The organism is Streptomyces sp. NPDC096013 (genome assembly GCF_044763565.1).
GTDB lineage: Bacteria > Actinomycetota > Actinomycetes > Streptomycetales > Streptomycetaceae > Streptomyces.
Genome location: NZ_JBIWGK010000028.1, coordinates 14626 through 36177, shown reverse-complemented (window position 1 = coordinate 36177; position 21552 = coordinate 14626). Strand labels below are relative to the sequence as shown.

16 protein-coding genes and 3 pseudogenes are annotated in these 21552 nt (G+C 69.1%); 5 read left to right on the top strand and 14 right to left on the bottom strand.

The features are described from left to right. Window positions 1-57 precede the first annotated feature (57 nt). Window positions 58-2568, bottom strand: coding sequence for an ABC transporter permease (locus tag ACIRB1_RS45200; protein ID WP_403469802.1), 2511 nt, complete (start codon window positions 2566-2568; stop codon window positions 58-60). Window positions 2569-2635: 67 nt separating this feature from the next. Next, window positions 2636-3391 carry an ABC transporter ATP-binding protein gene (locus ACIRB1_RS45195; RefSeq protein ID WP_403469801.1) on the bottom strand — a complete coding sequence of 252 codons (756 nt, stop codon included), beginning with the start codon at window positions 3389-3391 and terminating at the stop codon, window positions 2636-2638. Window positions 3392-3513: 122 nt separating this feature from the next. On the opposite strand from ACIRB1_RS45195, the gene ACIRB1_RS45190 reads away from it, so the two are divergent. After that, window positions 3514-4662 (top strand): sensor histidine kinase, encoded by a 1149-nt coding sequence (locus ACIRB1_RS45190; RefSeq protein WP_403469800.1) that lies wholly within the window; start codon window positions 3514-3516, stop codon window positions 4660-4662. Further along, window positions 4659-5306, top strand: a complete 648-nt coding sequence (locus ACIRB1_RS45185) for a response regulator (RefSeq protein WP_403469799.1) — start codon at window positions 4659-4661, stop codon at window positions 5304-5306. The genes ACIRB1_RS45190 and ACIRB1_RS45185 overlap by 4 nt, the downstream gene beginning before the upstream one ends. 36 nt (window positions 5307-5342) lie before the next feature. Here ACIRB1_RS45185 and ACIRB1_RS45180 read toward each other — a convergent pair. Next, window positions 5343-5484: pseudogene (locus tag ACIRB1_RS45180) on the bottom strand (transposase); the annotation flags it as partial. 796 nt (window positions 5485-6280) lie between these two features. Between ACIRB1_RS45180 and ACIRB1_RS45175 the strand changes: the two are divergent. Further along, window positions 6281-7270 carry an ornithine cyclodeaminase family protein gene (locus tag ACIRB1_RS45175; protein WP_403469798.1) on the top strand — a complete coding sequence of 330 codons (990 nt, stop codon included), beginning with the start codon at window positions 6281-6283 and terminating at the stop codon, window positions 7268-7270. Between the two features lie 122 nt (window positions 7271-7392). On the opposite strand, the pseudogene xerC reads toward ACIRB1_RS45175, so the two are convergent. Next, window positions 7393-9035 (bottom strand): annotated as a pseudogene (gene xerC / locus ACIRB1_RS45170) (tyrosine recombinase XerC). Between the two features lie 160 nt (window positions 9036-9195). On the opposite strand from xerC, the gene ACIRB1_RS45165 reads away from it, so the two are divergent. After that, entirely contained in the window at window positions 9196-9447 is a 252-nt protein-coding gene (locus ACIRB1_RS45165; protein ID WP_403469797.1) for a helix-turn-helix domain-containing protein, read from the top strand. A gap of 161 nt (window positions 9448-9608) precedes the next feature. Here the strand turns inward: ACIRB1_RS45165 and ACIRB1_RS45160 are convergent, their stop codons facing one another. The 10 genes and pseudogenes from ACIRB1_RS45160 to ACIRB1_RS45115 all read right to left on the bottom strand — a co-directional run bounded on the left by ACIRB1_RS45160 (window position 9609) and on the right by ACIRB1_RS45115 (window position 19714). Beyond that, window positions 9609-10409 carry an aminoglycoside phosphotransferase gene (locus ACIRB1_RS45160; protein ID WP_403469796.1) on the bottom strand — a complete coding sequence of 267 codons (801 nt, stop codon included), beginning with the start codon at window positions 10407-10409 and terminating at the stop codon, window positions 9609-9611. 119 nt (window positions 10410-10528) lie between these two features. Continuing rightward, window positions 10529-11182, bottom strand: a complete 654-nt coding sequence (locus tag ACIRB1_RS45155) for a class I SAM-dependent methyltransferase (protein WP_403469795.1) — start codon at window positions 11180-11182, stop codon at window positions 10529-10531. A gap of 69 nt (window positions 11183-11251) precedes the next feature. Further along, window positions 11252-11753: pseudogene (locus tag ACIRB1_RS45150) on the bottom strand (hypothetical protein). 186 nt (window positions 11754-11939) lie between these two features. Continuing rightward, entirely contained in the window at window positions 11940-13007 is a 1068-nt protein-coding gene (locus ACIRB1_RS45145; protein WP_403469794.1) for a protein-L-isoaspartate(D-aspartate) O-methyltransferase, read from the bottom strand. Between the two features lie 91 nt (window positions 13008-13098). Then, window positions 13099-13953 carry a radical SAM protein gene (locus ACIRB1_RS45140; RefSeq protein ID WP_403469793.1) on the bottom strand — a complete coding sequence of 285 codons (855 nt, stop codon included), beginning with the start codon at window positions 13951-13953 and terminating at the stop codon, window positions 13099-13101. Between the two features lie 350 nt (window positions 13954-14303). Next, window positions 14304-15683, bottom strand: a complete 1380-nt coding sequence (locus ACIRB1_RS45135) for a glutamine synthetase family protein (protein WP_403469792.1) — start codon at window positions 15681-15683, stop codon at window positions 14304-14306. After that, a complete protein-coding gene (locus ACIRB1_RS45130) occupies window positions 15683-17194 on the bottom strand; it encodes an amino acid permease (protein ID WP_403469791.1) in 1512 nt (503 codons plus the stop codon). Before ACIRB1_RS45130 ends, ACIRB1_RS45135 begins: the two co-directional genes overlap by 1 nt. A gap of 127 nt (window positions 17195-17321) precedes the next feature. Next, complete coding sequence (locus ACIRB1_RS45125) at window positions 17322-18299, bottom strand: hypothetical protein (protein WP_403469790.1); 978 nt, start codon at window positions 18297-18299, stop codon at window positions 17322-17324. Between the two features lie 159 nt (window positions 18300-18458). Next, window positions 18459-18833, bottom strand: coding sequence for a hypothetical protein (locus ACIRB1_RS45120; protein WP_403469789.1), 375 nt, complete (start codon window positions 18831-18833; stop codon window positions 18459-18461). A gap of 401 nt (window positions 18834-19234) precedes the next feature. Continuing rightward, a complete protein-coding gene (locus ACIRB1_RS45115; protein ID WP_403469788.1) occupies window positions 19235-19714 on the bottom strand; it encodes an ATP-binding protein in 480 nt (159 codons plus the stop codon). 310 nt (window positions 19715-20024) lie between these two features. On the opposite strand from ACIRB1_RS45115, the gene ACIRB1_RS45110 reads away from it, so the two are divergent. Further along, the gene (locus ACIRB1_RS45110) at window positions 20025-21368 is read left to right on the top strand and encodes a hypothetical protein (protein ID WP_403469787.1); all 1344 of its coding nucleotides are present in this window, start codon (window positions 20025-20027) and stop codon (window positions 21366-21368) included. Window positions 21369-21552: the final 184 nt, after the last annotated feature.

Below are 21552 nucleotides of genomic sequence, written 5' to 3'. Positions count from 1 at the left end.
GGGGGATATGGCCCTACGAGCCACCCCGAAGGCATCGCTCCAGGCCGCCCTAGAGGGTCAGTCCGTACTGATGCTCTCCAGCATGTTCAGCCTCGCGGCCCGTCGGGCCGGCCACACCGCCGCCAGCAGACCCACCAGGGCCGCACCAACAACGTACGCGGCGAGCTGCGCGTACGGGATGACGGTCGTGAGTCCGGTCATCGCACTGCTCGACAGCCGCACGCCGGCCCAGGCCAGGAAGCTGCCGATGGCGATGCCCAGTGCCGCGCCGAAGGACGCGATCAGGACCGACTCCAGGCGGACCATCCGCCGCACCGCACCGCGGGACAGTCCGACCGCTCTGAGCATGCCTATCTCGCGCTTCCGCTCCAGTACGGCCATGGAGAGGGTGTTGACGACGCCCAGGGCCGCAATGATCACGGACATGGCGAGCAGTGCGTACATGGCGTCCAGCAGCAGGTTGATCTGCGAACTGAAGTGGTCCCGCATCTGCTGTTTGGTGCGGACGTTGATGAGCGGGTTGTCGCCGGTGGAATCCTTGAGCGCCTGCTGCAGTGACGCCGTTGCCCCTGCGACCCCTTTGACCAGGACCGTGCTGTAGAACGGCGCGATGGTGTGCGGGCTCAGCACCGACCGGCTCATCAGCGCGGATCCGAGTACCTCGCTGTTCTGGTAGACCCCGCCGACCGTCAACCGGCCGCTGCTGCCGTCCGGGTAGGTCACCGGGACCGTACTGCCGACGGTCCAGTCGTCGTTGACCGCGTGGTCCTGATCGACGAGGATCTGGCCCCGCCGGAGGGCCGTGGTGGAGCCGCTGACCATGTTCGGGACGATCAACTGGTCGAAGCTCTTCGCGTCGACGCCGGTGACGGGAAGGTCCTTGCCGCCCGTACGGAGGTGCTGGTCGTCCAGCGCGCTGTACGCGGCCACGCCCGGGGTCCTGGCGATCGCGGGCAGCAGCGTCGGAGCGACCGGCAGACTGAGCAGCGCGCTGACCGCGTAGTCGGCCCTCATGTTCTGGGTGACCTGCTTGTCGATGGCGTGGGTGACGGATGCGCCGAGGACCGTCAACGCGCTGATCAAGGTGATACCGACGGTGAGTGCCGAGGCGGTCGCGGCGGTACGCCGCGGGTTGCGCACCGCGTTCTGCCGGGCCAGTGTGCCGGAGATCCCGAACAGCCGGGTGCAGAGCGGGCCGGCCAGCGCGATCGCCGGCCGGGACAGCGCGGGGGTGAGAACGAACACACCGACCAGCGTGCTCACCGCACCACCCGCGACCAGCAGGTTACCGGCCGAGCCACCCCTGACGGCCCCCCAGAGGACCAGTGCCAGGCCGACTCCGGCCAGGGCGACGCCGATGCTGTTGCGAACGACGAGGCTCTTGCGGGTGGCCGGGGTGTCGATGCCGCGCATCGCGGCGACCGGCGCCACGCGGGAGGCACGCAGACCGGGCAGCAGAGTCGCGAGGGTGGTGACCATGGTCCCGGTGAGCAGGGTGACGAGAACAGTGGTGGGCGAGACGACCAGTGTGCGGGTGGAGACCTGGCTGCCCATGGAGCCCATGAGGCCCTGGAGCGCGGCACCGATCCCGATGCCCGTGAACAGGCCGGCCACCGAGGCACCGACACCCACGAGCAGGGCTTCCAGCAGTACCAAGTTGGTGATCTGGCGGCGACTGGCTCCGAGGGCCCGCAGCAGAGCCAGCTCACGGGTGCGCTGTGCGATCAGCATGGTGAAGGTGTTGGCGATCAGGAAGACGCCGACGAACAGGGCGATCCCCGCGAAGGCCAGCAGTACATTCCTCATCCCGGACATGCCGCTCCGCGACTGTGCGGCCATGTCCGCGTCGAGCCGGGCGCCGGTCTTCACCGTGATGTTCCCGCTGTGCGGGACGACCGGCAGGATCTCACCGCGCAGCTCGTTCTGGCTGACGCCGGGCGTCGCGACGACCTGGATGCTGTCGTACTGACCCGGCTCGAGGTAGAGGCGCTGCGCGGTGGCGGTGTCGAACAGGACGAGTGAGCCGCCTGCCCTGACCTGCGGGTCGTCGGTGGTGAAGATGCCGGTGACGGTCATCTCCAGCACGGGCCCGTTGACGGCCGCCCGCACGGTGTCGCCGACCTTGAAGTCGTTGTCCCTCGCGGTCCTTTGATCGATGGCGATCATGCCTGCCGAGGTGGGTCCGGTGCCCTGTATCATCGGGTACTCGGGGTCCTGTCCGCCCGCGGAGGGAACCCAGTTGGCGCCCCGGGTGTTGCCGCGGCCGCCGATGAGGTCGCCGTGCGGGTCGGAGAGTCCGGCGAAGCCGGTGACCGTGCCGCGTGCCGAACGCGTTCCCGGCAGAGCGGCGACCCTGCGCACCGTGGACTCGGTCAGCGGGCTCCGGGCGCCGGTGTTCTGTCCGGCCCCCGAGTCCGCGTCCGTGCTCACGGCGGTGTCGGTGACCTGGACCGAGATCCGCGAGTAGCTGTCGGAGACGCTGTCCTTGACGGACTGTCCGAGGGAGTCGGAGAAGATCAGGGTTCCGGAGACGAAGGCTGTGCCGAGGAGCACAGCCAGCATCGTCATCAGCAGACGGCCTTTATGGGCCCGCACAGTGCGAAGTGCGGTCCGAAACATGGTGGTCGGCTCCTGTTCAGCTGGTGCGGGCCACGGCGTCAAGACGACGCACGCGGTCCAGGACGCTGTCCGCGGTCGGGGCCCGCAGGTCGTCGACGATGCGACCGTCCACGAGGAACACCACGCGATCCGCGTACGAAGCGGCTAGCGGGTCGTGGGTGACCATCACCACGGTCTGTCCGAGATCGCGCACGCAGTCGCGGAGGAAGGCGAGAATCTGCGCGCCGGAACGCGAGTCCAGGTTGCCGGTGGGCTCGTCAGCGAAAATGATCTCCGGTTTGGAGGCCAGAGCACGGGCGCAGGCCACCCGCTGCTGCTGGCCGCCCGAGAGCTGGGACGGTCGGTGGCCGAGGCGGTCGGCCAGGCCGACGGCTGCCACCACCCGGTCCAGCCAAGCCTGGTCGGGCTTTCGTCCGGCGATGGCCAGGGGGAGAGTGATGTTCTCCAGCGCGGTGAGTGTCGCCAGCAGGTTGAACGACTGGAAGACGAAACCGATCCGGTCCCGGCGCATCGCGGTGAGCCGCTTGTCGTCGAGGCCACCCAGTTCGGTGTCGCCGATCCGGGCAGAGCCCGCGGTGACCGGTTCCAGGCCGGCCATGCAGTGCATCAGGGTGGACTTGCCGGAGCCGGACGGACCCATGATGGCGGTGAACCGCCCCCGCAGGAACTCGACACCGAGGTTGTCCAGGGCAGTGACGTGGGTCCCGCCCTCGCCGTAGGTCTTGCTGAGGCCGACAGCGGACGCTGCCGCTGTGAGGGAATCGTTGGTCACCAGGCTTCTCCAGTCGTAAGAGGCCCTCAAGGTGACGGGCGGGCGGTACCCGGCGCATCTGCCTGGAGGCATACGCCGCAGGGCCGATGCCCCCGCCCTTCCCGCGTGCCTACGCTCGGGCCATGCGTCCTGATCCGCGTCCCCCGCTGCCGGCACGGCTACGGCCCAGGCACCGGCTCGCGCTGGAACTCGCGGGTTCCACCGCGTACGGCCTGTCGGCCTGGGCTCTGCCGAGCCACGGCACCGGCCTTCGGCTCGTGGCTGCAGCCGCCGCAGCCGTACTGCTCACAGCGGCATGGGCAGTCGGCCGGCACCGTCCGCTCGCCGCCTTCGGCGCGGCACTGACGGCCTTCTGGCTGGCCCCGCTGGCCGAGGTCCCGCCGGGCGGGACACTCGGATTCCTGGCGTCGGGGCCGATGGCGTGGGCGCTGTACCTCGTGGCCACCGGCTGCCGCATCCGTACGGCGGCGGTCGCGCTCGCACTCTCCCTCTCCGGCGCGGTGGCCACCGCACTGCCGGACTTCACGCACCGCGGCGGGATCGTCCCCTTCGGGCTGGTGCTCGTCACCGCCTGGACGACCGGCTACGCGGTACGCCAACGGCGCGGGTACGCGCGGGAACTGCTCGCGCAGACCATCGCCGAGGAACGGTTGCGGATCGCCCGGGAGCTGCACGACGTGGTGGCCCACGGCATGAGCGTGATCACCGTCCAGGCGGGCTACGGTCACTTGGTGATCGACGAACGACCCGACCAGGCGCGCGCCGCACTCGGCGTCATCGAGACCACAGGCCGCGAGACGAGCACCGAGATGCGGCGGCTGCTCGGCGTGCTGCGTACGGAGGACACCGCCCCCGCGCTCGCTCCGGCCCCCGGTCTTGCCGACCTGGACCGACTGCTGGCTTCCACGGCCGAAGCGGGCGTACAGGTCGAGCTGACGATCACTGGCAACCGGCGCGCCCTGCCCGTCGGGATCGACACATCGGCGTACCGAATCGTCCAGGAGGCCCTCACCAACGTGGTGAAGCACGCCGAGACCTCCCGCGCCGGCGCCCGCATCAGCTACGGGCCGGACCAACTGCTCATCGAGATCACCGACCACGGGCAGGGCCGCCCGGGCCACACGGGGCCAGGGCATGGGCTCATCGGCATGCGGGAACGGGCGGCCATGTGCGGGGGCGGCTTCCGGGCCGGACCGGTGCCCGGGGGCGGTTTCCAGGTCAGCGTCCAACTGCCGCTCACCGCCCGGGACTCCACCAAGGAGCCCGCATGACGGTCCGCGTCGTCGTGGCGGACGACCAGGCCCTGGTACGCGCCGGCCTGTGCGGCATCATCGGCACCGCACCGGACCTGGCAGTGGTCGGCGAGGCGGCCACCGGCAGCCAAGCCGTCGCCCTCGCCCTCGACACACACCCCGACGTCGTCCTGATGGACGTCCGGATGCCCGACATGGACGGCATCGAGGCCAGCCGACTCATCACGAGCACCGGCACCGTACGGGTACTGATGCTCACCACCTTCGACCTAGACGAATACGTCTACGGTGCGCTGCGCGCCGGAGCCAGCGGCTTCCTGCTCAAGGACGCCCCGCCGGCGGATCTGCTCGCCGCCGTCCGCGTGGTCGCCGCCGGGGACGCGCTGCTCGCCCCGCGCATCACCAGGCGGCTGATCAAAGAGTTCGCCGCCCGGTCCGCCCCCGCGCCCCCGATGCCGACAGGCATCACCAAACGCGAACGCGAGGTGCTGGTCCTGGTCGCCGAGGGCCTGTCCAACTCCGAGATCGCCCGGCGCCTGTACATCACCCACGGAACCGCCAAGACCCACGTGGGACACCTCCTGACCAAACTCGGGGCCCGCGACCGCGTGCAATTGGTGGTCCTCGCCCACCGCACCGGCCTCGCCGACGGGAGCTCATAAGGCTGCCCCGGAGTAGTAGGACACCACCGATCAGCCCGGCAGATCATGGGGCGGACAACGCCACCCATAGCCCCCGGTTCTGGTAGAAGACCGCGTTCACGACCTCCCGGAGACCACAGGTGCCGGGCTTTCCCGTCTCCGACCGGCTCACCCGGTCCTGTTTCCAGGCCGTGATCATCGGCTCGACCAACGCCCACTGCTCGTCCGACAAGCCGCTACACCTGCGTTCGCCGTTTCCTCTTCGGGCCGTTTCCTCGACCGCTCGGCCGTCGCCAGACGCTCTCTCAACAGCCGCCTGCTGCCACTGAACACCAGCCGCACCATCGGCCCGGAGACACCGTCGTCCGGACACGGCCGCGCCATCCCGGCCCCTGTACGGCCCCTGGATCCTGGCATCGATACTCAGGGCAGTCGTCCGGACTGCGAGCGACAACCCCGATCACCCATACCACCGCAGGTCAGAGGGCTTGGAACCTCCAGAACGCCACTGGACTCCGAACTCACGCGCAGCGGATTCAGTCCGCCCAGGCAAAGTTGACGATCCGCCACCCAAAAACAAACGTTTCCGCAGGTCAGAAGCCTGTGCAGGTGGGGCGGGTGGGACTCGAACCCACGGCCGACGGATTATGAGACGGCTGGAAGATCGTTGGCCCTTGTGACACCAACTGACGCACCGTGTCGACTCGTGCCGAAGAGTGCAGGTCACAAGCCTATCGGACTGTCCGCGTCGGCGACCGCCGTGACGGCCTCTTTCGACTTCTGATAGCCCGTGACGGGGTGTTCGGGCGAGCACGGGGCGAGCAGAGAAGGCCTGTGACCTGCGGTGTCGGCGTACACGCTGATGTGCTCAGGCGCGTACGGATGAGCGTATCCACGAGCAACGGCGTGTCGTAGCCGGGGGAATGGGGACTGCGGTCGACGCTTTCGCTGTACGGGTCCCCGACCGGACGACCGGCATCAGGAGGTTGAGGCGCATGCTTGTTCTGGGCCGCTCGCAGGTCGAGGCCCTGCTCGACATGGACTCGCTGATCGATGCCCTGGCCCCGGCGATGGCAGACCTCAGTGCAGGCCGCGCCTCGGTCCCCGACCGAGGCGCCGCCCTGGTCCCCGAACACGATGGATTCCTGGCGGCCATGCCGGGCTTCCTGCCGTCGGCCGGGGTGCTGATGACCAAGCTGGTGTCACTCTTCCCGAACAACGACGGGGCACGGCGGCCTACACATCAGGCGCTGATCGTGGCGTTCGATCCGGACACCGGCGAGCCCACTGCGCTGCTGGACGGTACAGCCATCACCGCAGCGCGCACCGGTGCCTGCTCCGCGTTGTCGGCGCGCCTGCTGGCCCGAGAGGACGCGACCGTCCTGGCGGTGCTGGGCACCGGCGTGCAGGCCCGGTCCCACGCCCGCGCAATCTGTCGGGTCCGCCCGATCCAACAGATCCGCATCGCGGGCCGGGATCCGGCGAAAGCCGCTGTCCTGGCCGCGGAACTCTCAGCCGTACTGGAGGGCGAAGTGCAGGCCGTCTCCAGCTACGCCGCGGCGCTCGACGGCGCGGACATCGCCGCCGCGACGACGCACGCCGTTGACCCCGTGATCCGCCGGTCCTGGCTGACACCCGGGGTACACATCACGTCTGTGGGATACAACCCGGCCGGCCGCGAGATCGACGACGCCACGGTCACAGAGGCTCTGGTGTGCGTCGAATCGCGCCAGGCCGTACTTGCCCCGCTTCCTGCGGGCAGCAATGACCTGCTCATGCCGATCCGCGCCGGCCTCATCACAGCCACTCACGTGCATGCCGAATTGGGCGAACTCATCGCCGGCAGCAGACCGGGGCGCACCACACCGGACCAGATCACCCTCTACAAGTCGGTCGGCGTGGCAGCGCAGGACGCCGCGGCCACGGCCCTGGTCGTCGCCGCCGCCCGCGAGCAGTCAATCGGAGAGGAGATCACGCTGCGGTGATGCCACTGCCAGTCCGCGATCACGGTGGCTGGATCGGCCACGCACGGTCCACCGGTTGAGCACATTCGCGTGTACGCCGGCATGCGGCAACGAGAGTGCCGCGTCGCTGCTCTCGCAAGGCCCTACGCCGCCGTCGGATCGCCGTCCTCGTCTTCCTCACCCGCCACCTCCTCCGCCTCTGGCGGCCTGGCAGCGCTCGCTCGCCGGGCGCGCGGGACGAGGGACGCCGCCTTCTCCGCGATATCCCGGTCGACCTCCTCAAGGAGTTCGGTGTACGTGTCGCCGGTGAGCTGGATCGTGGAGTGGTGGAGCACCTTCTTCACAGCGAAGATGTCGCCGCCGCCGGCGTGTGTCAGCGTGGCCGCCAGGTGGCGGAGGTCGCGGAGGTTGATCGGCGGCAGTCCCGCCCGCCTGTAGATCGGCGAAACTCGTCGGACACCTTCTCGGGGTGAAGCCATGTGCCGTCAAGGTCAGTCCAGACCTTGCCGGTGTCCGCCCAGTCCGCGACGTCTTTCCCCCTCGCGCGCTCCTCGGCCGCGTGCCGGTTCCACTCGTCCCGTTCGACGCGCTGTCGTTCTCGATGCTCGCGCAGAACAGCGACATTGAGGGAGCCGAGGGCGATCGTCGCAGCCGACTCCTCGGTCTTCGGGTCGTCCTCAAACACCTCCCAGTTGTCGACGACGAGTGCCTTCGCCGGCGTGATGAGCCCGGCGTCCAGGTCGACGTTCCGCCAGTCCTGCCCGACTCCCTCACCGCGGCGGAGCCCGCGGAAGGCGATCAGATGGAAGAACGAGTAGAGGCGGGAGCCCTCGGCCTCGTCGAGAAAGACCCCGAGCTGATCGGGCGTCCACACCATGACCGCTGACGGCTTCTCACCGGTACGCCGCCAGTGCGCGACATGGTTCGGCGTCCACAGTTTCGCCTTCGGGCGCTTCCCGGACTCCAGCTCGACCCACTCGGCCGGGTTGAACGTGATCAGCTGCTTCCGGATCGCCGCGTTGAGTGCGGCCCGCAGTGTCGCCCGGATGCGCTGCTTCGTCGCCGCCCCAGGGGTGACCTTGCGGTAAGGCGGCATCGCTTGGAGCTTCTCCCGCTCGGCCGCCAGGCGCGCGGAGACCTCCGGTGACGGCCGGCCACCCTTCGTCCCAGGACGCCATTTGCACCGCGCCTCTTGCTCCCGGCGCGCAGCGTTTTCCGCTCGGATGACCTCGTTCTGGCCGTCGATGGCGTCGACGAACGCTTGCACATGGCCGACGTTGAGCCGGTCGAGCCGGTAGTGCCCCAGGCCCGGATTCAGGTGAACGCGGATATGCGAGACGTACCCGGAGGTCGTGCGCCGCTTCGTCTTCTTCGCCGCCACCCACGCATCGAGCCACTCCCCGACCGTCATGTCACTGTCGAGTGCCACCCCGCCAGCCAGACGCCGCTTCACCTCCGCCGCGTCCGGGATGCTCGCCCGGTCACTCATCACCCTCACCAGGAGATCCGTGATCTGGTGACCGCGGTGAGGGTCCCCCTCGTCGACCAGATCAAGGATGGCGCGGATCTTGTCGAGGTCGCCCTGAGCGTCTTTGCTGGTGGCGTAGCCGGTACGCCGGAACGTCTTCCGGTTGCCGTGAGAGTCCGGCGGGAGTTCCTGCCTGAGCTGGTAGTTCCCGTGGCTGCGCTTCGGCAGCTGTGGGCACTTCGCGCCGAGTCGTCGGCCGCCCTCGTCGCGGCACTCACAGCGCTTCGATATACCGCCAGCACGTCGCGGTCCGGGCATGCCTCTCCTCCGACTCCACTGCGCAGTTTGCGCGTACTTCTGCATAGTCGCCTAGTCGGCAACGTACGCCACCTGTTGATCCATAGCAAGCGATGTCGTAGTGCGCGTAGTCGTGCGCAGTAGTGCGCAGCGGGATCACACGGCAGGGAGTGACGCGAGCATGAGCCACGAGGCAAGCACGGGGCCCCAGGAGCTCACCGTCGGCAACCTACTCAGCCTTCCACCGACGATCGACGTCGAGACGGCAGCGAAGGCGTTCGGGATAGGCCGCACCACGGCCTATCAGCTGGCTCGAAGCGGTGAGTTCCCGTGCAAGGTCGTCCGGGCCGGCCGCTCCTTCCGCGTCGTCACCGCCGACCTCCGCCGCGTCCTCGGAGTCGAGCAGCCCGTCGAACAGGCACCAGCAGCCTGACACCACAGACCACTCTCCATCCCCCCCACCAGCGGGCCCGGCCTCCCCCTCCCCCCCCAGCCTCCGGGGGGCTCACGACCGGCACGGGCCGGCCGCGAGTCTTACGCCGCCAACGACGCGACGTCGGCGGGGGCCGCCGTACGTCGGGCCGTCAGCGGCCGTCACTGCCGCCGCTCTGCCCAGGCCCGCGCGGCGGCGTGCAGCTTGTGTGTCCACTCGTCCGGCTCGTCGGCGCTCGCGATCGTCTCCCAGAGCCGGCGCTGAGCCTGGGCGAACGCGTCGATGGAACGAACCGGCGCGCTGTCCCATGCCGGGTGCTGCCCGGCCAGGCTTTCGGCGCTGTTCACGCTGTGGCCCGAGGCGATCAACCAGATCACCCACAGCGCCGGGTCGATCCACGAGGCGCCGCGAGAGGCCCACGCCCAGTCGACGAGCCGCGCCATGCCGTCGACGATCATGACGTTCTGCGGATTCCAGTCGGTGTGCAGCAGGTGGGCCCCGCCGAACAGCCGCGCCTCTTCCGGATCGCCGACGTGCCCGCTCATCCGCGCAGGCATCGTCTTGAGTTCGACCGACGACGGCGCGCCGAGCGGCGCCAGGCGCCACATTGCTTGAAGGACGAGTTCCAGGTCCGGGGAGCCCGGCGAGTAGTCGGCGTGCCTGCCGCCTAGGTCCTCGAATCCGAGGAGGTTCCATCCGCCTTGCTGGATGTGCCACCGCAGGGCCGGGGCGATGCCGCCGGTGTGCGGATTGACGTCGGCCTCGCGCTGCTGCGTCCACACCCGCGGGTGGTCTTGGCTCAGCCCCTTCACGAAGACCGTGCCGCCGGTGAAGTGGAAGCGGGCAGCGATCTCGCTGTTGTAGCCGGCCGAGAGCATCTCGACGTCGAGGACGGGCCCGGCTACGGCTTCGATCGCTTTGAGCGCGTCGGCGGGAACTTCGGTCAGGCGGTGCGTCGGCACGGAGGTGCTCCAGAAGACAGGTGAGTCAGACGTGCTGAGTGCGGGCCAGGAGGATGGATAAGGCCCCGCCCGCCCACCATGGGGGGAAGCGGGCGGACGGGGCCGCACAAGGGGTCGAACTAGCGGCGTGCGCGCACGATCAGTGTCCCGATGTGCCCGGCTTTCGGCGGGTCGATCAACTCGGCTTGGGCGGAGGCGAATCCGGCGCGCGTGAGCAACCGTTCCCACACGGCCGGCTTGTAGCTGTAGCGGTACGTGAACATCGCCTTGCCCGCGAAGCCGCCCTTGTACATGCCTTGCGGGCCGTACGCGCCAGGGATGGCCGGCGGCTGGGAGAAGACGAACACTCCGCCGGGGTTGAGGCGGCCGTGCACCAAGGGGAACAGACGGGAAGGGTTGGTGAACCAGGCTGCTCCGAAGATGGAGTACACGGCGTCGTAGCGGTCGTGGCATCCGGCCAGCCAGTCCAGGACTTCCCCGTGGTGGAAGACGGCCCCGGTGTCGGCCCACCGTTCGCTGGTCTTCTTCACCATGACCGGGGAGAGGTCGACGCCGTGGGCCTCAATGCCCTGCCCGGCAAGGAACGCGAGGGCGCGGCCGGTGCCACAGCCGATCTCCAGCACGCGGCGCGGACCGCCCAGCAGTTCGGGGCCGGGGCCGTGACCGGCGTACTGGGTCCAGCAGAACGTCGGCTCGGCGTCCGGCTTGAAGGCGGACTCGGCGAAGGTGTCCCACAGTTCGGTCTCGGCTGCGATGTCGTGCGGTACGGGCACAGTGGTTCCTCTGTGTGTGGTGGCGCATCGCCCCCGCCCTCACGGGAGGACGGGGGCGACTGTAGCCGGTCAGTGGCTGTCGGGGACCTTGTTGTCGCACGGCGAGCAGTCCGCACCGTCGATGGCCCACAGCTCCTCATCCACCGCGAATCCGATGGACGTCAGGAACTCCGCGGTCCGCAGGCACAGGCCATGCGCCGTGGCGCTCAACGAACGGCGCATGGTGCTTGTAGGCGCCACCGTTGTAGAGCCGGCAGATCCCCCACCAGACGGGGGTGTCGAGGATGAGCTGATGCACGCCGATGTCCACGAGCTTGCCGACACCCAGGTGTGCCTCGGGGTGCTCGATGCAGCCGATGGTGTACGTGACGGCGTTGCCGAGAATCCGCTCGGCCATGTCCCGGACCATGGTGTGGTCGCGGAGCAGCAGGGCGATCTCGCGGTCCCACAAGCTCATGCCGGAGTCGAAGACGTTCACGGTCAGCTCGGTGATGTGCGGAGCCACCGCGTTGAGGAGTTCTTTCGGGTCCCGCGTCCGTGTGGTGGCGGGCTGTTCCAGAGTGACGGTCATGACCTTCCCTCTCGTCGGGGTTGTCGTTGCCGTTCGGGTGGTGCATCCCGCGCCGGGGTCTGGCCTGCCCACCGGCGCGGGCGTCGTGGACCCGCCCCGAGCCTCCGGGGGGCTCACGACCGGCACGGGCCGGCCGTGAGTCTTGCGGCGGGGTGGACAGGGCGGAGCGCCGTCCCACCCCGTGGATCAGAGGGTGATGGTCCAACCGCCACGGGTCAGGGTGGTTGCGCCGTCCGATGTGATGGTCACCCGGGCGCCGTATACCGGAAGGGCCCCCTCCCGGTTCAAGCGGTTGCGAACCCGCTCCAGCTCGTCCCACAAACGCCGGGGACCGCTTTGGTGCACGGTCGGCGACTCAAGGCGTCCGGACGCCGTGGCGCGGGCCCACGAGCCATCGGGATGCAGCAGCCACACCGTGCGCGCGTCGCCGTCCACCTCGCGCCGGTAGTCGATGCCGGGGACCTTCAGCTCCACCATCGACATGACGTCCCACGCATCGGGCGGATACAGCAGCGGATACCGGCTGGTGGTGATCTCCTCCCCGTCGTCTGTCGCTGCTCCCTTCCACGTGTCCCCCGGCGGCTGCTCGTAGACGGAACCTTTTCGGGTCTGCATGAACCCGGCACGGTCCCACTCGATTCGTCCCGTGGCGCCGCCGTCTGCGTTCTTGTCGGCGGTCAGGATCATCCCGGTGCCGGCGATCGTCGTCACGAGTCGGCCGCCCGGCCGCAGCGCGTGAAGCCAGGTGAGCGGCACGGGCCGCACCGACACGGTGGCAACGATCCGGTCGTACCTGCCGGGCAGGGTCCCGGTGATGTCGCAGACCTCCACCTGTGGCTGATAGCCGCACAGCTTCAGCCGGTCCTTGGCCGTCGTCACGAGTTGTTCGTCGACGTCGACACTCGTGACCCAGTCATCGCCGAGCCGCGCGCAGGCCAGGGACGTACCGTAGCCGCTGCCCGTGGTGACCAGCACCCGATGACGATCGTCGATCATCGCGTGCCGGTACATCCGTACGACGAGGCTGGGCAACGTCGACGACGAGGTGGGCGCCCCCTCGACCGGTATGTCCACGTCGGGGCCGGCCACGGTGTCGGCATGGACAGCGTCGACTCGGGTGATCAGCGTCTGATCGGAGTAGACGGTCTCCAGCCACGTCTGAACATCGCCGCCGCCGTCGCGCAGCATCCACCGGCCGTCGTCGGCTGCCTCCCACCAGCGCGGAACGAACTGGTGTCGCGGCACGGTGGCCACAGCGGTGTGCCAACGGGACTCCGGCCGTACGACCTCGTGCGCCAGACGCCGGGCCAGGGGTAGCCACTTCATCGTCTTCGTCCTCCTCGGCCTAGTAAGCAGGTTCGCAGGCTTCGGTGTTCGACGGATCGCAGTCGCCCGAGTCGTCAGGCGGACACGCCCCCGCGCGCGGCGGAATCCTGGCCGCAGTCTCCGCCCACATCTGTCCGCCGAACACTTCTGCAAGCCCGTCGGCCCTCGCGTTGCCCGTGCCGAGGAAGCGGCCCAGCACGCACGGCGTGACCGTACCGTCGGTCATGACGGCAGCCCGCCCCTTCGCACAGTTGCCGCACAAGTCGCTGACGCTCGGTTCATGCGTCTCGCCGCGCCCGACGCTGCGGACACGGTCCGTACCCACCCGGCCGACGCCCAGGGCGAGCAGCTCCTCACGGGCTTCCGTCACACGCTGCCCGTCGAACACCTCGACAATGCCGACCTGAAGCGGACTGCCGCGGCGAACGGCCTCAATGATGTTCGCCCTGGTCGCGGCGTGCGAGCCCTTCCGGCCCGTGACTTGCTCGTGCTCCTCCGCCACGTCGCTGTAGTACGACGTCGCCAGGGACACCTTCCGATGCCCGAACAGCTCCCAGTGCTCATGCCTCACGCGGTACACGTTGCTGTAGACCTGCACGTCGAGCCCGAGCACCAGGGCGCAGTGCACGAGGCCCTCGAAGTCGGGGCGAAGGGTCGGCTCACCGCCGATGAACTGGACTTTCTTCACGCCGATCTCGGCGGCCTCGCTGATGACCCGCTTCCAATCGTCGGTCGTCATGCTGCCGTGCCCCTCGGTGGGACCCGCCTTCGCGTAGCAGAGGGACGGGCAGGTGAGCTGACACCTGCCCGTGATCTCCAGTTCAAGGAACTCGGGAACAGCGGACTCGGCGGGTGCTTCGGGAGTGATCGTCACATCGGCTCCTTTGTCGGTGGGACTTCAACTGGAACCGGCGCGGGTCATGTCCTGCCCGTGGGGATTCACAAGTAGGGCAGTTGTCCCCGCGCCGGGGGCATTGGTCACTCAGTGGTTGTTGTGTCCCGTCGCCGTAAAGGCTGTCGGGAGTGTGGGTGAGGGGTGTTGTCCTGGTTCCCGCCGGCACCACCCGGCGGGGACCAGGACGGGTCCGGACCCACCAAGGCTCGGACCATCTCCCGGCCGTGTCAGGGCCGGGAGCCGGGGCCCTCGTTCCCCACCCTCCGGGGGGGAACGAGGATGTTGTGGCCCTGCCGCCGAGAGGGGGGAACTCACCCGGCGGCAGGTGTTCAGCGGATGCCGCGTTGCCGTTCTGTGTCGGTGACGCGGCTGCGGTGCCAGTCGAGTTCGGCGCGGGCGGCGCGGGCGTAGTGGCGCACGACGCCTTCACCGAAAGCGTCGTGCGCGATCTTGTGTCCGTCGAAGCCGCGTACGGCTTCCGTGAGATCGACCGGCACGGCAGCCACGTCGGCCACCGTGTACGGGTCACCCGCGCACGGTGGCGGCAGATCAGGGTGGTCCTGGAGGCCGTGGATGGTGGCTGCGCAAGCGGCACTCAGGGCGAGGTAGGGGTTGGCGTCGGCGCCGGGCAGGCGGATCTCCAGGTGCGCGTTCTCACCGGCGCCGGTGACGCGGACGGCGCAGCCGCGGTTGTCGAAGCCCCAGGTGTAGCGGGTGGGAGCGAAGGTGTACGGGGCGTACCGCTTGTAGGAGTTGGGGGTGGGGGCATAGAGCGGGGCCAGGTGCGGCATCCCGGAGAGCAGGCCGGCGATGGCCCGTTCCATCACCGGGGGCAGATCGTCGCCGCGGTGGTAGGTGAAGGCGTTGCCGTGCGGGGACCACAGCGACAGGTGCAGGTGGAGCCCGTTGCCCACGCCGGTGGCGGGTGCCGCCATGAAGGCGGCTGTCATGCCGTGCCGCTGAGCCAGGTCCTCGACGATCAGTTTGAAGGCGGTGTAGGCGTCGCAAGCCGCCATCACGTCCCCGTAGACGAAGGTCACCTCCACCTGGCCCGCAGCGCCTTCGGTCTTGATCGCCTCGACGGGGATGCCGGCATCTTGGAGGGCGTCGTGGAGGTGGCGGAAGAAGTCAGCGGCCTGCGGAGGATGCCCGAGGGCGTAGTCGAGATTGTGCGGCCACGCCGGGCGCAGCCCTTGGTATCCGGCTTGGTGCGCGTCCTGCGGCGTGCCCTGGTAGAGCAGGAATTCCACCTCGGTGCCCACCGCGACGTGGTAGCCGATGTCGGCCAGCCGCTCTAGCTGCGTGCGCAGCATCTGGCGCGGGGCGACCTCGACAGGCTTGCCATCGTGGTGGAAGACATCCCCCATGACCAGGGCGTTGCCGGGCAAGTGGGGCAGCAGGCGGATGCTGGCTGTGTCGGCCGTCACGCCGAGGTCGCCGTAGCCCTGCTCCCAGCCGGTGAGGTCGAACCCGCCGAGCGGGGTCATGTTGACGTCGGTGGCCAGGACGTAGGCGCACATCTCCGCCTCGGCATTCATCCGCTCCACGAAGACGGGCGCGCTGAGGATCTTGCCCTTGGCCCGGCCCTGCATGTCCGGGACCGCGAGCATGAGGGTGGTGATCTCTCCGCGTTTCACTGCGGCCCGTAAGGCGTCCGGAGAGATCAGGCCCGTGAGCTGGGCCGGGAGGTCGGTGTGCTGGTCGTTCATCAGATGACCTCGTCGGAGAGGGCGTTGTGGTGGACGGTGCTGCCCAGGAGGGGGATCTTGTAGGTGCGGCGGCCGCGGGTGACCCACAGCACCCATGCCAGGAGCAGGACCGCGATCAGGGCGACGCCTGCGTAGTTCATCGAGTCGACGGTGACCGGGGAGACCTGGGGCAGGCAGAACAGGACGGTGACGAACGCGACCCACGCCACGGCGGTCCAGCCGACCGGCTTGCTCCAGCGGCCGAGGTGCCAGGGGCCCGGCTGGAACCTGTCGCCGACGCGCAGCCGCAGGTAGACGGGGATGGCGTAGGCGGGGGTGATGCCGATGACGTTGATGGCGGTGACGGCGGCGTAGGCGGTGGGTGAGTACAGCGAGGGCAGCGCCAGGACGAGCGCGACGCCGGCGGCCAGCCACACCGCGGCGACGGGGGTCTGGGTGCGAGTGCTGACGCGCCGCCAGGTGGCGGCGAAGGGGACGGCGCCGTCACGGGAGAAGGCGAACACCATCCGGCTCGCTGCGGCGGTCTCGGCGTTGCCGCAGAACAGTTGGGCCACGATCACGATCAGCATGAGGATCTTGGCGCCGGTGGGGCCGAGGACGTCGAGGAAGATCTGCGCGGGCGGCACGCCGGTGGCGCTGCCCTGGGTCCCGGCGTAGTCCTGGATGGAGAAGGTCAGCCCGGCCAGCAGAATGAACCCGGCGATCCACGACACCCAGATCGAGCGGACGATGCCCTTGGGAGCCGATATCTGGGCCTGGGTGGTCTCCTCCGACAGGTGGGAGGAAGCGTCGTAGCCGCAGAATGTGTACTGCGCCAGCAGCAGGCCGAGCGCGGTCACATACAGGCCGTTGCCGAAACCGGTGCCGTTGTTGAAGTGCGTGAACACAAAGTCGGCGCTCTGGTGTGGGACGGGGGCGATGAACAGCGTGCCGACGATGACGCCGACGCCCAGCAGGTGCCACCACACGCTGATGCTGTTCAGGAGGCTGACCAGGCGCACGCCGAACGTATTGAGGACGGCGTGCAGCAGCAGAATCACGGTGAAGATCACCATGGTCTTCTGCGGTGTCGGCGCAAATCCCCACTGAAGGTTGGCGAGCGCCCCCACGAACAGAGCGGCGCCGTAGTCGATACCGGCGATCGCGCCCAGCAGCCCGAGCAGGTTCAGCCAGCCCGTCACCCACGCCCAGCGGGGACCGCCGAGGCGGTGGGCCATGTAGTAGAGGCCACCGGAGGTGGGGTAGGCGGAGGCCACCTCACCGAGCGACAGGCCCAGCAGCAGGACCATGAGGCCGACACCGGCCCAGCCCCACATGATCACGGCCGGGCCGCCGGTGTTCAGGCCGAAGCCGTACAGCGTCATGCAGCCGGACAGGATGCTGATGACGGAGAAGCTGATCGCGAAGTTCCCGAACGGGCCCATGCGGCGCGCCAGCACAGCGTGGTAGCCCAGTCCGGCCAGAACAGCGTTGTCGTCACCCAGCCGGTGGGAGGCAGTTCTTGCAGACACCGTGAGAAGTCCTCTGGATCGAAGGGAAACCGTGGGGTGTTGCCGGGACCGCTTCGCGAGCCCGGGAAACCGTGGGGTGTTGCCGGGAGCGCGTCGCGGGCCGGGGGTGCTCGACTTCTCATCGGCCTCACGCCTTCTGTTTCAGGGCGAAGGCACGGGCCTTGAGGAACTCCTCCTGCCACCAGCCGCTCTCGCTGAGCTGCGCCCACGGCGCGCGCGTGGCGTACGGTCCGATCGCCTCGAACACCGCGCCTGCGCCCGGCAGGCCGGAGGCGGTCAACGCGTAGGCCAGGTGGTTGAGGTCCAGCAGGGAGCAGTCGGCCCGGTCGGTGACGTAGGCGAACCATCCGTCCCGTGCGCGGGCGACGTGGTACTGGATCAGCTCGTTGGTCCAGAAGCCGAGGGAGCTGGAGACCTGGCCGCCGGCCGTGCGGCTGCGGTACTCCTCGGCGTAGGCGTAGAGGGGCAAGGTCAGCAGTACCGACCCTGTCGGCGCCACGGAGCACACCCACCGCGTGAAATCGACCGCGCCGTTGCCCCGGGCGTGAAAACACTGAAGCATCCGGTGGTAGGCCTCCCGGTTGCCCGGGTCGCGTCTGTTCGCCTCCCACAGCAGGGGCCATGGCCCCGGCGGCAGAAGCGCCTCCGGCGGATGCGCCCAGTGCTCCACGCGGATCCTGCGGCGGGGATCGATGTCCAACTGGGCCAGGGACAGCAGACACACCCAGAACACCGGGTCGTAGGGCCAGCGGCGAGTGCCGTCCCAGCAGGCCCTGAGGGCTGCGTCGATCAGCGGGGAGAGGGCGTGGCGGTCCGCGCCGTCACGGTGAGCGTTCAGCGCCCGCTGGGCCAGCACCCTTGCCCGCATCATCAGCGCGTCAGCGCTACCCGGTTCCTCCAGGCACCAGGCGTCGACGGCGAACCCGTTCGCGGCGACAGCCGCCAGGACCTGGCTGCGGGAGGTACGCAGCGCCCCACTGTCCGTGTGGGCGAGCAGGTTCTTGGTGGACAGCCAGCGGCCGACCTGGAGATCTTCCAGAGCCAACCGCAGATCATCATCACGGCCCGCCACATGCATGATCAGGGACATGTCACTAGCGGCCATCAGAACACCCCTGTAACGCGCCCTGGGCGGCATCAGACAGCGTGGGTGCGGAGTGCATCTGGGGTGTCCTCGCGAGGGATGTGGGGGAACGGGTACCGGGGCGGGGTTGTGCCTGCTGGACGGCTAGCGCGGAAGAGCAACGGAAGAGCATCCCGGCCACTACGCGACCGACGGAGACAGCTCCCGCGTCAGCTCTTCAAGGTCGACGGTGCGAAACGAGGTCAACCGGCGGACCAGTTGGGAGGCCAGGAAGGTCCGCGTGTTGGCGTGCCCGTACGGCAGCGGACCGTCCGGTCTGGCAGCCACGTGGATGCCGTCGCGGCCGTAGCCGTAGACGATGCCGTGCACCCCGTACAGGGGTGCGCTCTGCGCCAGGTAGACCACGGGCCGGCCATCAAGGTGCGGGCACAGACGGGCCGCGGAGGCGATGTGCTTTCTGCACACCGGCGGCTGGGCCGTAAGGACCGATGACCGCTCAGGCGCGTCGGGTCCGGCCAGGAAGACGAAGCCCAGCGGTGTTCGTGCGGGCCTCACGCACACCTGGCAGAGCATCGCCTGCATCGTTTCCCGCTGCCGCGCCGGGTGCATGAGCTTCCACCGCGGTTTCCCGGTCGGCATGTGGTGCTGATCTCTTCGGGCCTGCGAACACCGCGCCCACAGCACACCCCGCACGTCTCGGTCGTCGGGTCCCTCATCCAGGTAACGCAATCGCGGATGGTTGTTGGGCCACTCACGGACGATGCCCAGCGTGTCCGGGGCGCCTTCTTCCCCTTCTCTGAGGGTGACGTAAGGCACTAAGCCCGGCTCGATCGGGGTTCGCACGGGGGGTCTGTCTCTCTTCTCGGGTTGGACAGCAGCCAGCGCACGGTCCTCATCGAGAGGCGCGTCCGCCGGCCGCACTGAGTGATCCCAGCGCGGGAAGGTGTCCGGGGCCGTCACGGTCCCTCCCTCGGTGGCACGTTGAGGCGGCACCAGGTGGTAGCCCCGGCGTCGCTGGTTCCCCAGTCCCCGCCGTTCTCCTGCACCAGGTTCTTGACGAGCGCGAGGCCCCGCCCTGACTCGGCGTCGTCATCCGCCGACTTGACCTCGGCGCAGCCCGGCATGCCGTCGCCGACGGCGATGCGCAGGGACTGGTTCTCCACGGTGATGTCCAGGCTGATCTGTGCGGTGCCGCTGTGCAGGAGTGCGTTCGTCAGCAGCTCCGAGAGGATCAGCATCACGTCGTCGTGCAGCGCCTCAAGGCCGCAGTATCTGAGCCGGGCTGCCGCGATCCGGCGCATGGTTCCTACGCGGCATGCGTCCTCTGCCCGGGGCGGGCCGTCGCCATGGCGGGGGGTGACGCGGAAACGCTCGTTCAGCACGTCGCCGCCGCGGCGGGGGGCCGTGCGAAGCGCGCGTACGGCTGTCGTCGTCATCACGTCCTCTTCGGGGAACACAGGGCCGACCTGACAAGGCACGCAAGACCCTCGATGGGCGCTGCGCGGGTAGGGGTGTTGGTGCGGCTCTTCTCGTGCGTGGTGCTGGATCTGGTCATGGGTGGGGCCTTTGCGTCGATCTGGGGGCTCGCCGGCCCCCTCGGGGGATCCAGGACCGGCGGGCTGTCCACGAGCCGCCCGTGCCAGGACGCGAACGGCCGGTAATCACCCAACCGCGAGACGCGAACATGGGTAAGGGAGCAGAGTGGACGGACGGTTGAACTGGTTGAACGCAGCTCGGGGGTTCTCCATGGCGCGACGGACACGCACACCGAACCCGGCTCTTGCGGCCCTGATGAAGTCGGGAGGGGTACAGAACGCGCAGCTCGCCCGGCGAGTGAACGCCGTCGGGCGGGAACTCGGCGTGACCCTGCACTACGACAAGACGTCGGTGTCTCACTGGCTGAGTGGCAGCGTGCCGAAACCGGAGGCGCGGCCCGCTATCGCTGAAGCCCTCTCGCGGCTGCTGGCCAGGCCCGTAACGTGCTCCGAGATCGGCTGGGAGACTCCTCCCGCCGACGAGCACGACACCGTAGCGGGAGTGATCGACCTGAGCCGCGCAGACATGGACCCCTCCAGGCGAGGGGTGCTGAAGACCGGCATGTACGCGGCGGCGCTGGCCGTCCCGAAGTTCGAGGACATCGCCGACCGCACCGGGCACACGGAGGCGGCACAGGCAGGGGCGACGGTCCACATAGGGGCCTCGGACGTGGAAACCGTCCGCATGATGACAGACAAGATCGCTGACATCCTGGACCAGGTGGGAGCCGGCCACGCCCGGCCGATGGCCGCCGCCTTCCTCGTCAACTCCGTGGGCACCTACCTGCATGCTTCCGGCACGGACCGCGTGCAGCGGGACATGAAGGCCGCCGCCGCCGATCTGGTCTACCTCACGGGCTGGATGGCCATGTACGAGAACCAGCAGGGTCTTGGCCAGCAGTACTACCGCAAGGCGCTCGATCTCGCCGGCGAAGCCGGGGACCACCTCACCTTCTGCCGCACCCTGCGCGGGATGAGCCTTCAGGCCTCGCACCTGGGGCACGGGAAGAAGGCGCTCGCCCTGGCGGACTCCGCTGCCGAGGCGGCCCCGGCCGCGGGCCCGCGCCTGGTGGCGTTCCTGCGCGGGCAACAGGCCGCCGCGGCGGCGATGACCGGCGACCGCAGCACCGCCCTCACCCGGCTTCAGGAGACCGAAGACGCGCTCTCCCGAGCCGACAACCGGCGTGACGCCGTGGGCGGTTACGACCAGGCCGCCTACTTCTTCCATGAGGCGCACGTACGTTGGCACCTGAAGGACCCCGAGGGGTCCATCCGGGCCCTGCGCCACTCGAACGCCGTGCGGTCCCCGCTGGAGCGGCAAGGGCGCCTGCACTGCCTTGGGGTGATCGGTGAGCGGCAATTCCGTATGCGGCACGTCGAGGCCGCCTGTGAGACATGGGGAGCCTTCCTCGACGAGCACAAGACCCTCAGTAGCGCCCGGGGAGACGAACACCTGAAGACCATCCTCAAGGCGCTCCCGGCGTACCGGAGCGTCGCCGTGGCGCGTGAACTCGAAGAACGTGCCCGACAGGTAGCCACCCTCAAAGCAGCCTGAGCCCCCATCACGGCGGCCCGTCTCCCTCGCTGGGGGCGGGTGGGGGGTGCGTATCCCTCCGGCGGCATCAGCAAAGGCGCGTCGACAGGTGCGCTGCTGGGCCGCTGAGTGCGTCGTCGTCATCGCTGCCCCTCGGTGGTTGTCTGCCTAGGCGGGCCCGTCTCCCGTTGGGGTAGGGGGACCA

Excerpts from the sequence above, each read along its gene's own strand:
- ACIRB1_RS45200 (WP_403469802.1), bottom strand. The coding sequence starts at position 2,568 with ATGACGATGCTGGCTGTGCTCCTCGGCACAGCCTTCGTCTCCGGAACC.
- ACIRB1_RS45190 (WP_403469800.1), top strand. The coding sequence starts at position 3,514 with ATGCGTCCTGATCCGCGTCCCCCGCTGCCGGCACGGCTACGGCCCAGG.
- ACIRB1_RS45185 (WP_403469799.1), top strand. The coding sequence starts at position 4,659 with ATGACGGTCCGCGTCGTCGTGGCGGACGACCAGGCCCTGGTACGCGCC.
- ACIRB1_RS45175 (WP_403469798.1), top strand. The coding sequence starts at position 6,281 with ATGCTTGTTCTGGGCCGCTCGCAGGTCGAGGCCCTGCTCGACATGGAC.
- ACIRB1_RS45165 (WP_403469797.1), top strand. The coding sequence starts at position 9,196 with ATGAGCCACGAGGCAAGCACGGGGCCCCAGGAGCTCACCGTCGGCAAC.
- ACIRB1_RS45135 (WP_403469792.1), bottom strand. The coding sequence starts at position 15,683 with ATGAACGACCAGCACACCGACCTCCCGGCCCAGCTCACGGGCCTGATC.
- ACIRB1_RS45125 (WP_403469790.1), bottom strand. The coding sequence starts at position 18,299 with ATGGCCGCTAGTGACATGTCCCTGATCATGCATGTGGCGGGCCGTGAT.
- ACIRB1_RS45115 (WP_403469788.1), bottom strand. The coding sequence starts at position 19,714 with ATGACGACGACAGCCGTACGCGCGCTTCGCACGGCCCCCCGCCGCGGC.
- ACIRB1_RS45110 (WP_403469787.1), top strand. The coding sequence starts at position 20,025 with ATGGCGCGACGGACACGCACACCGAACCCGGCTCTTGCGGCCCTGATG.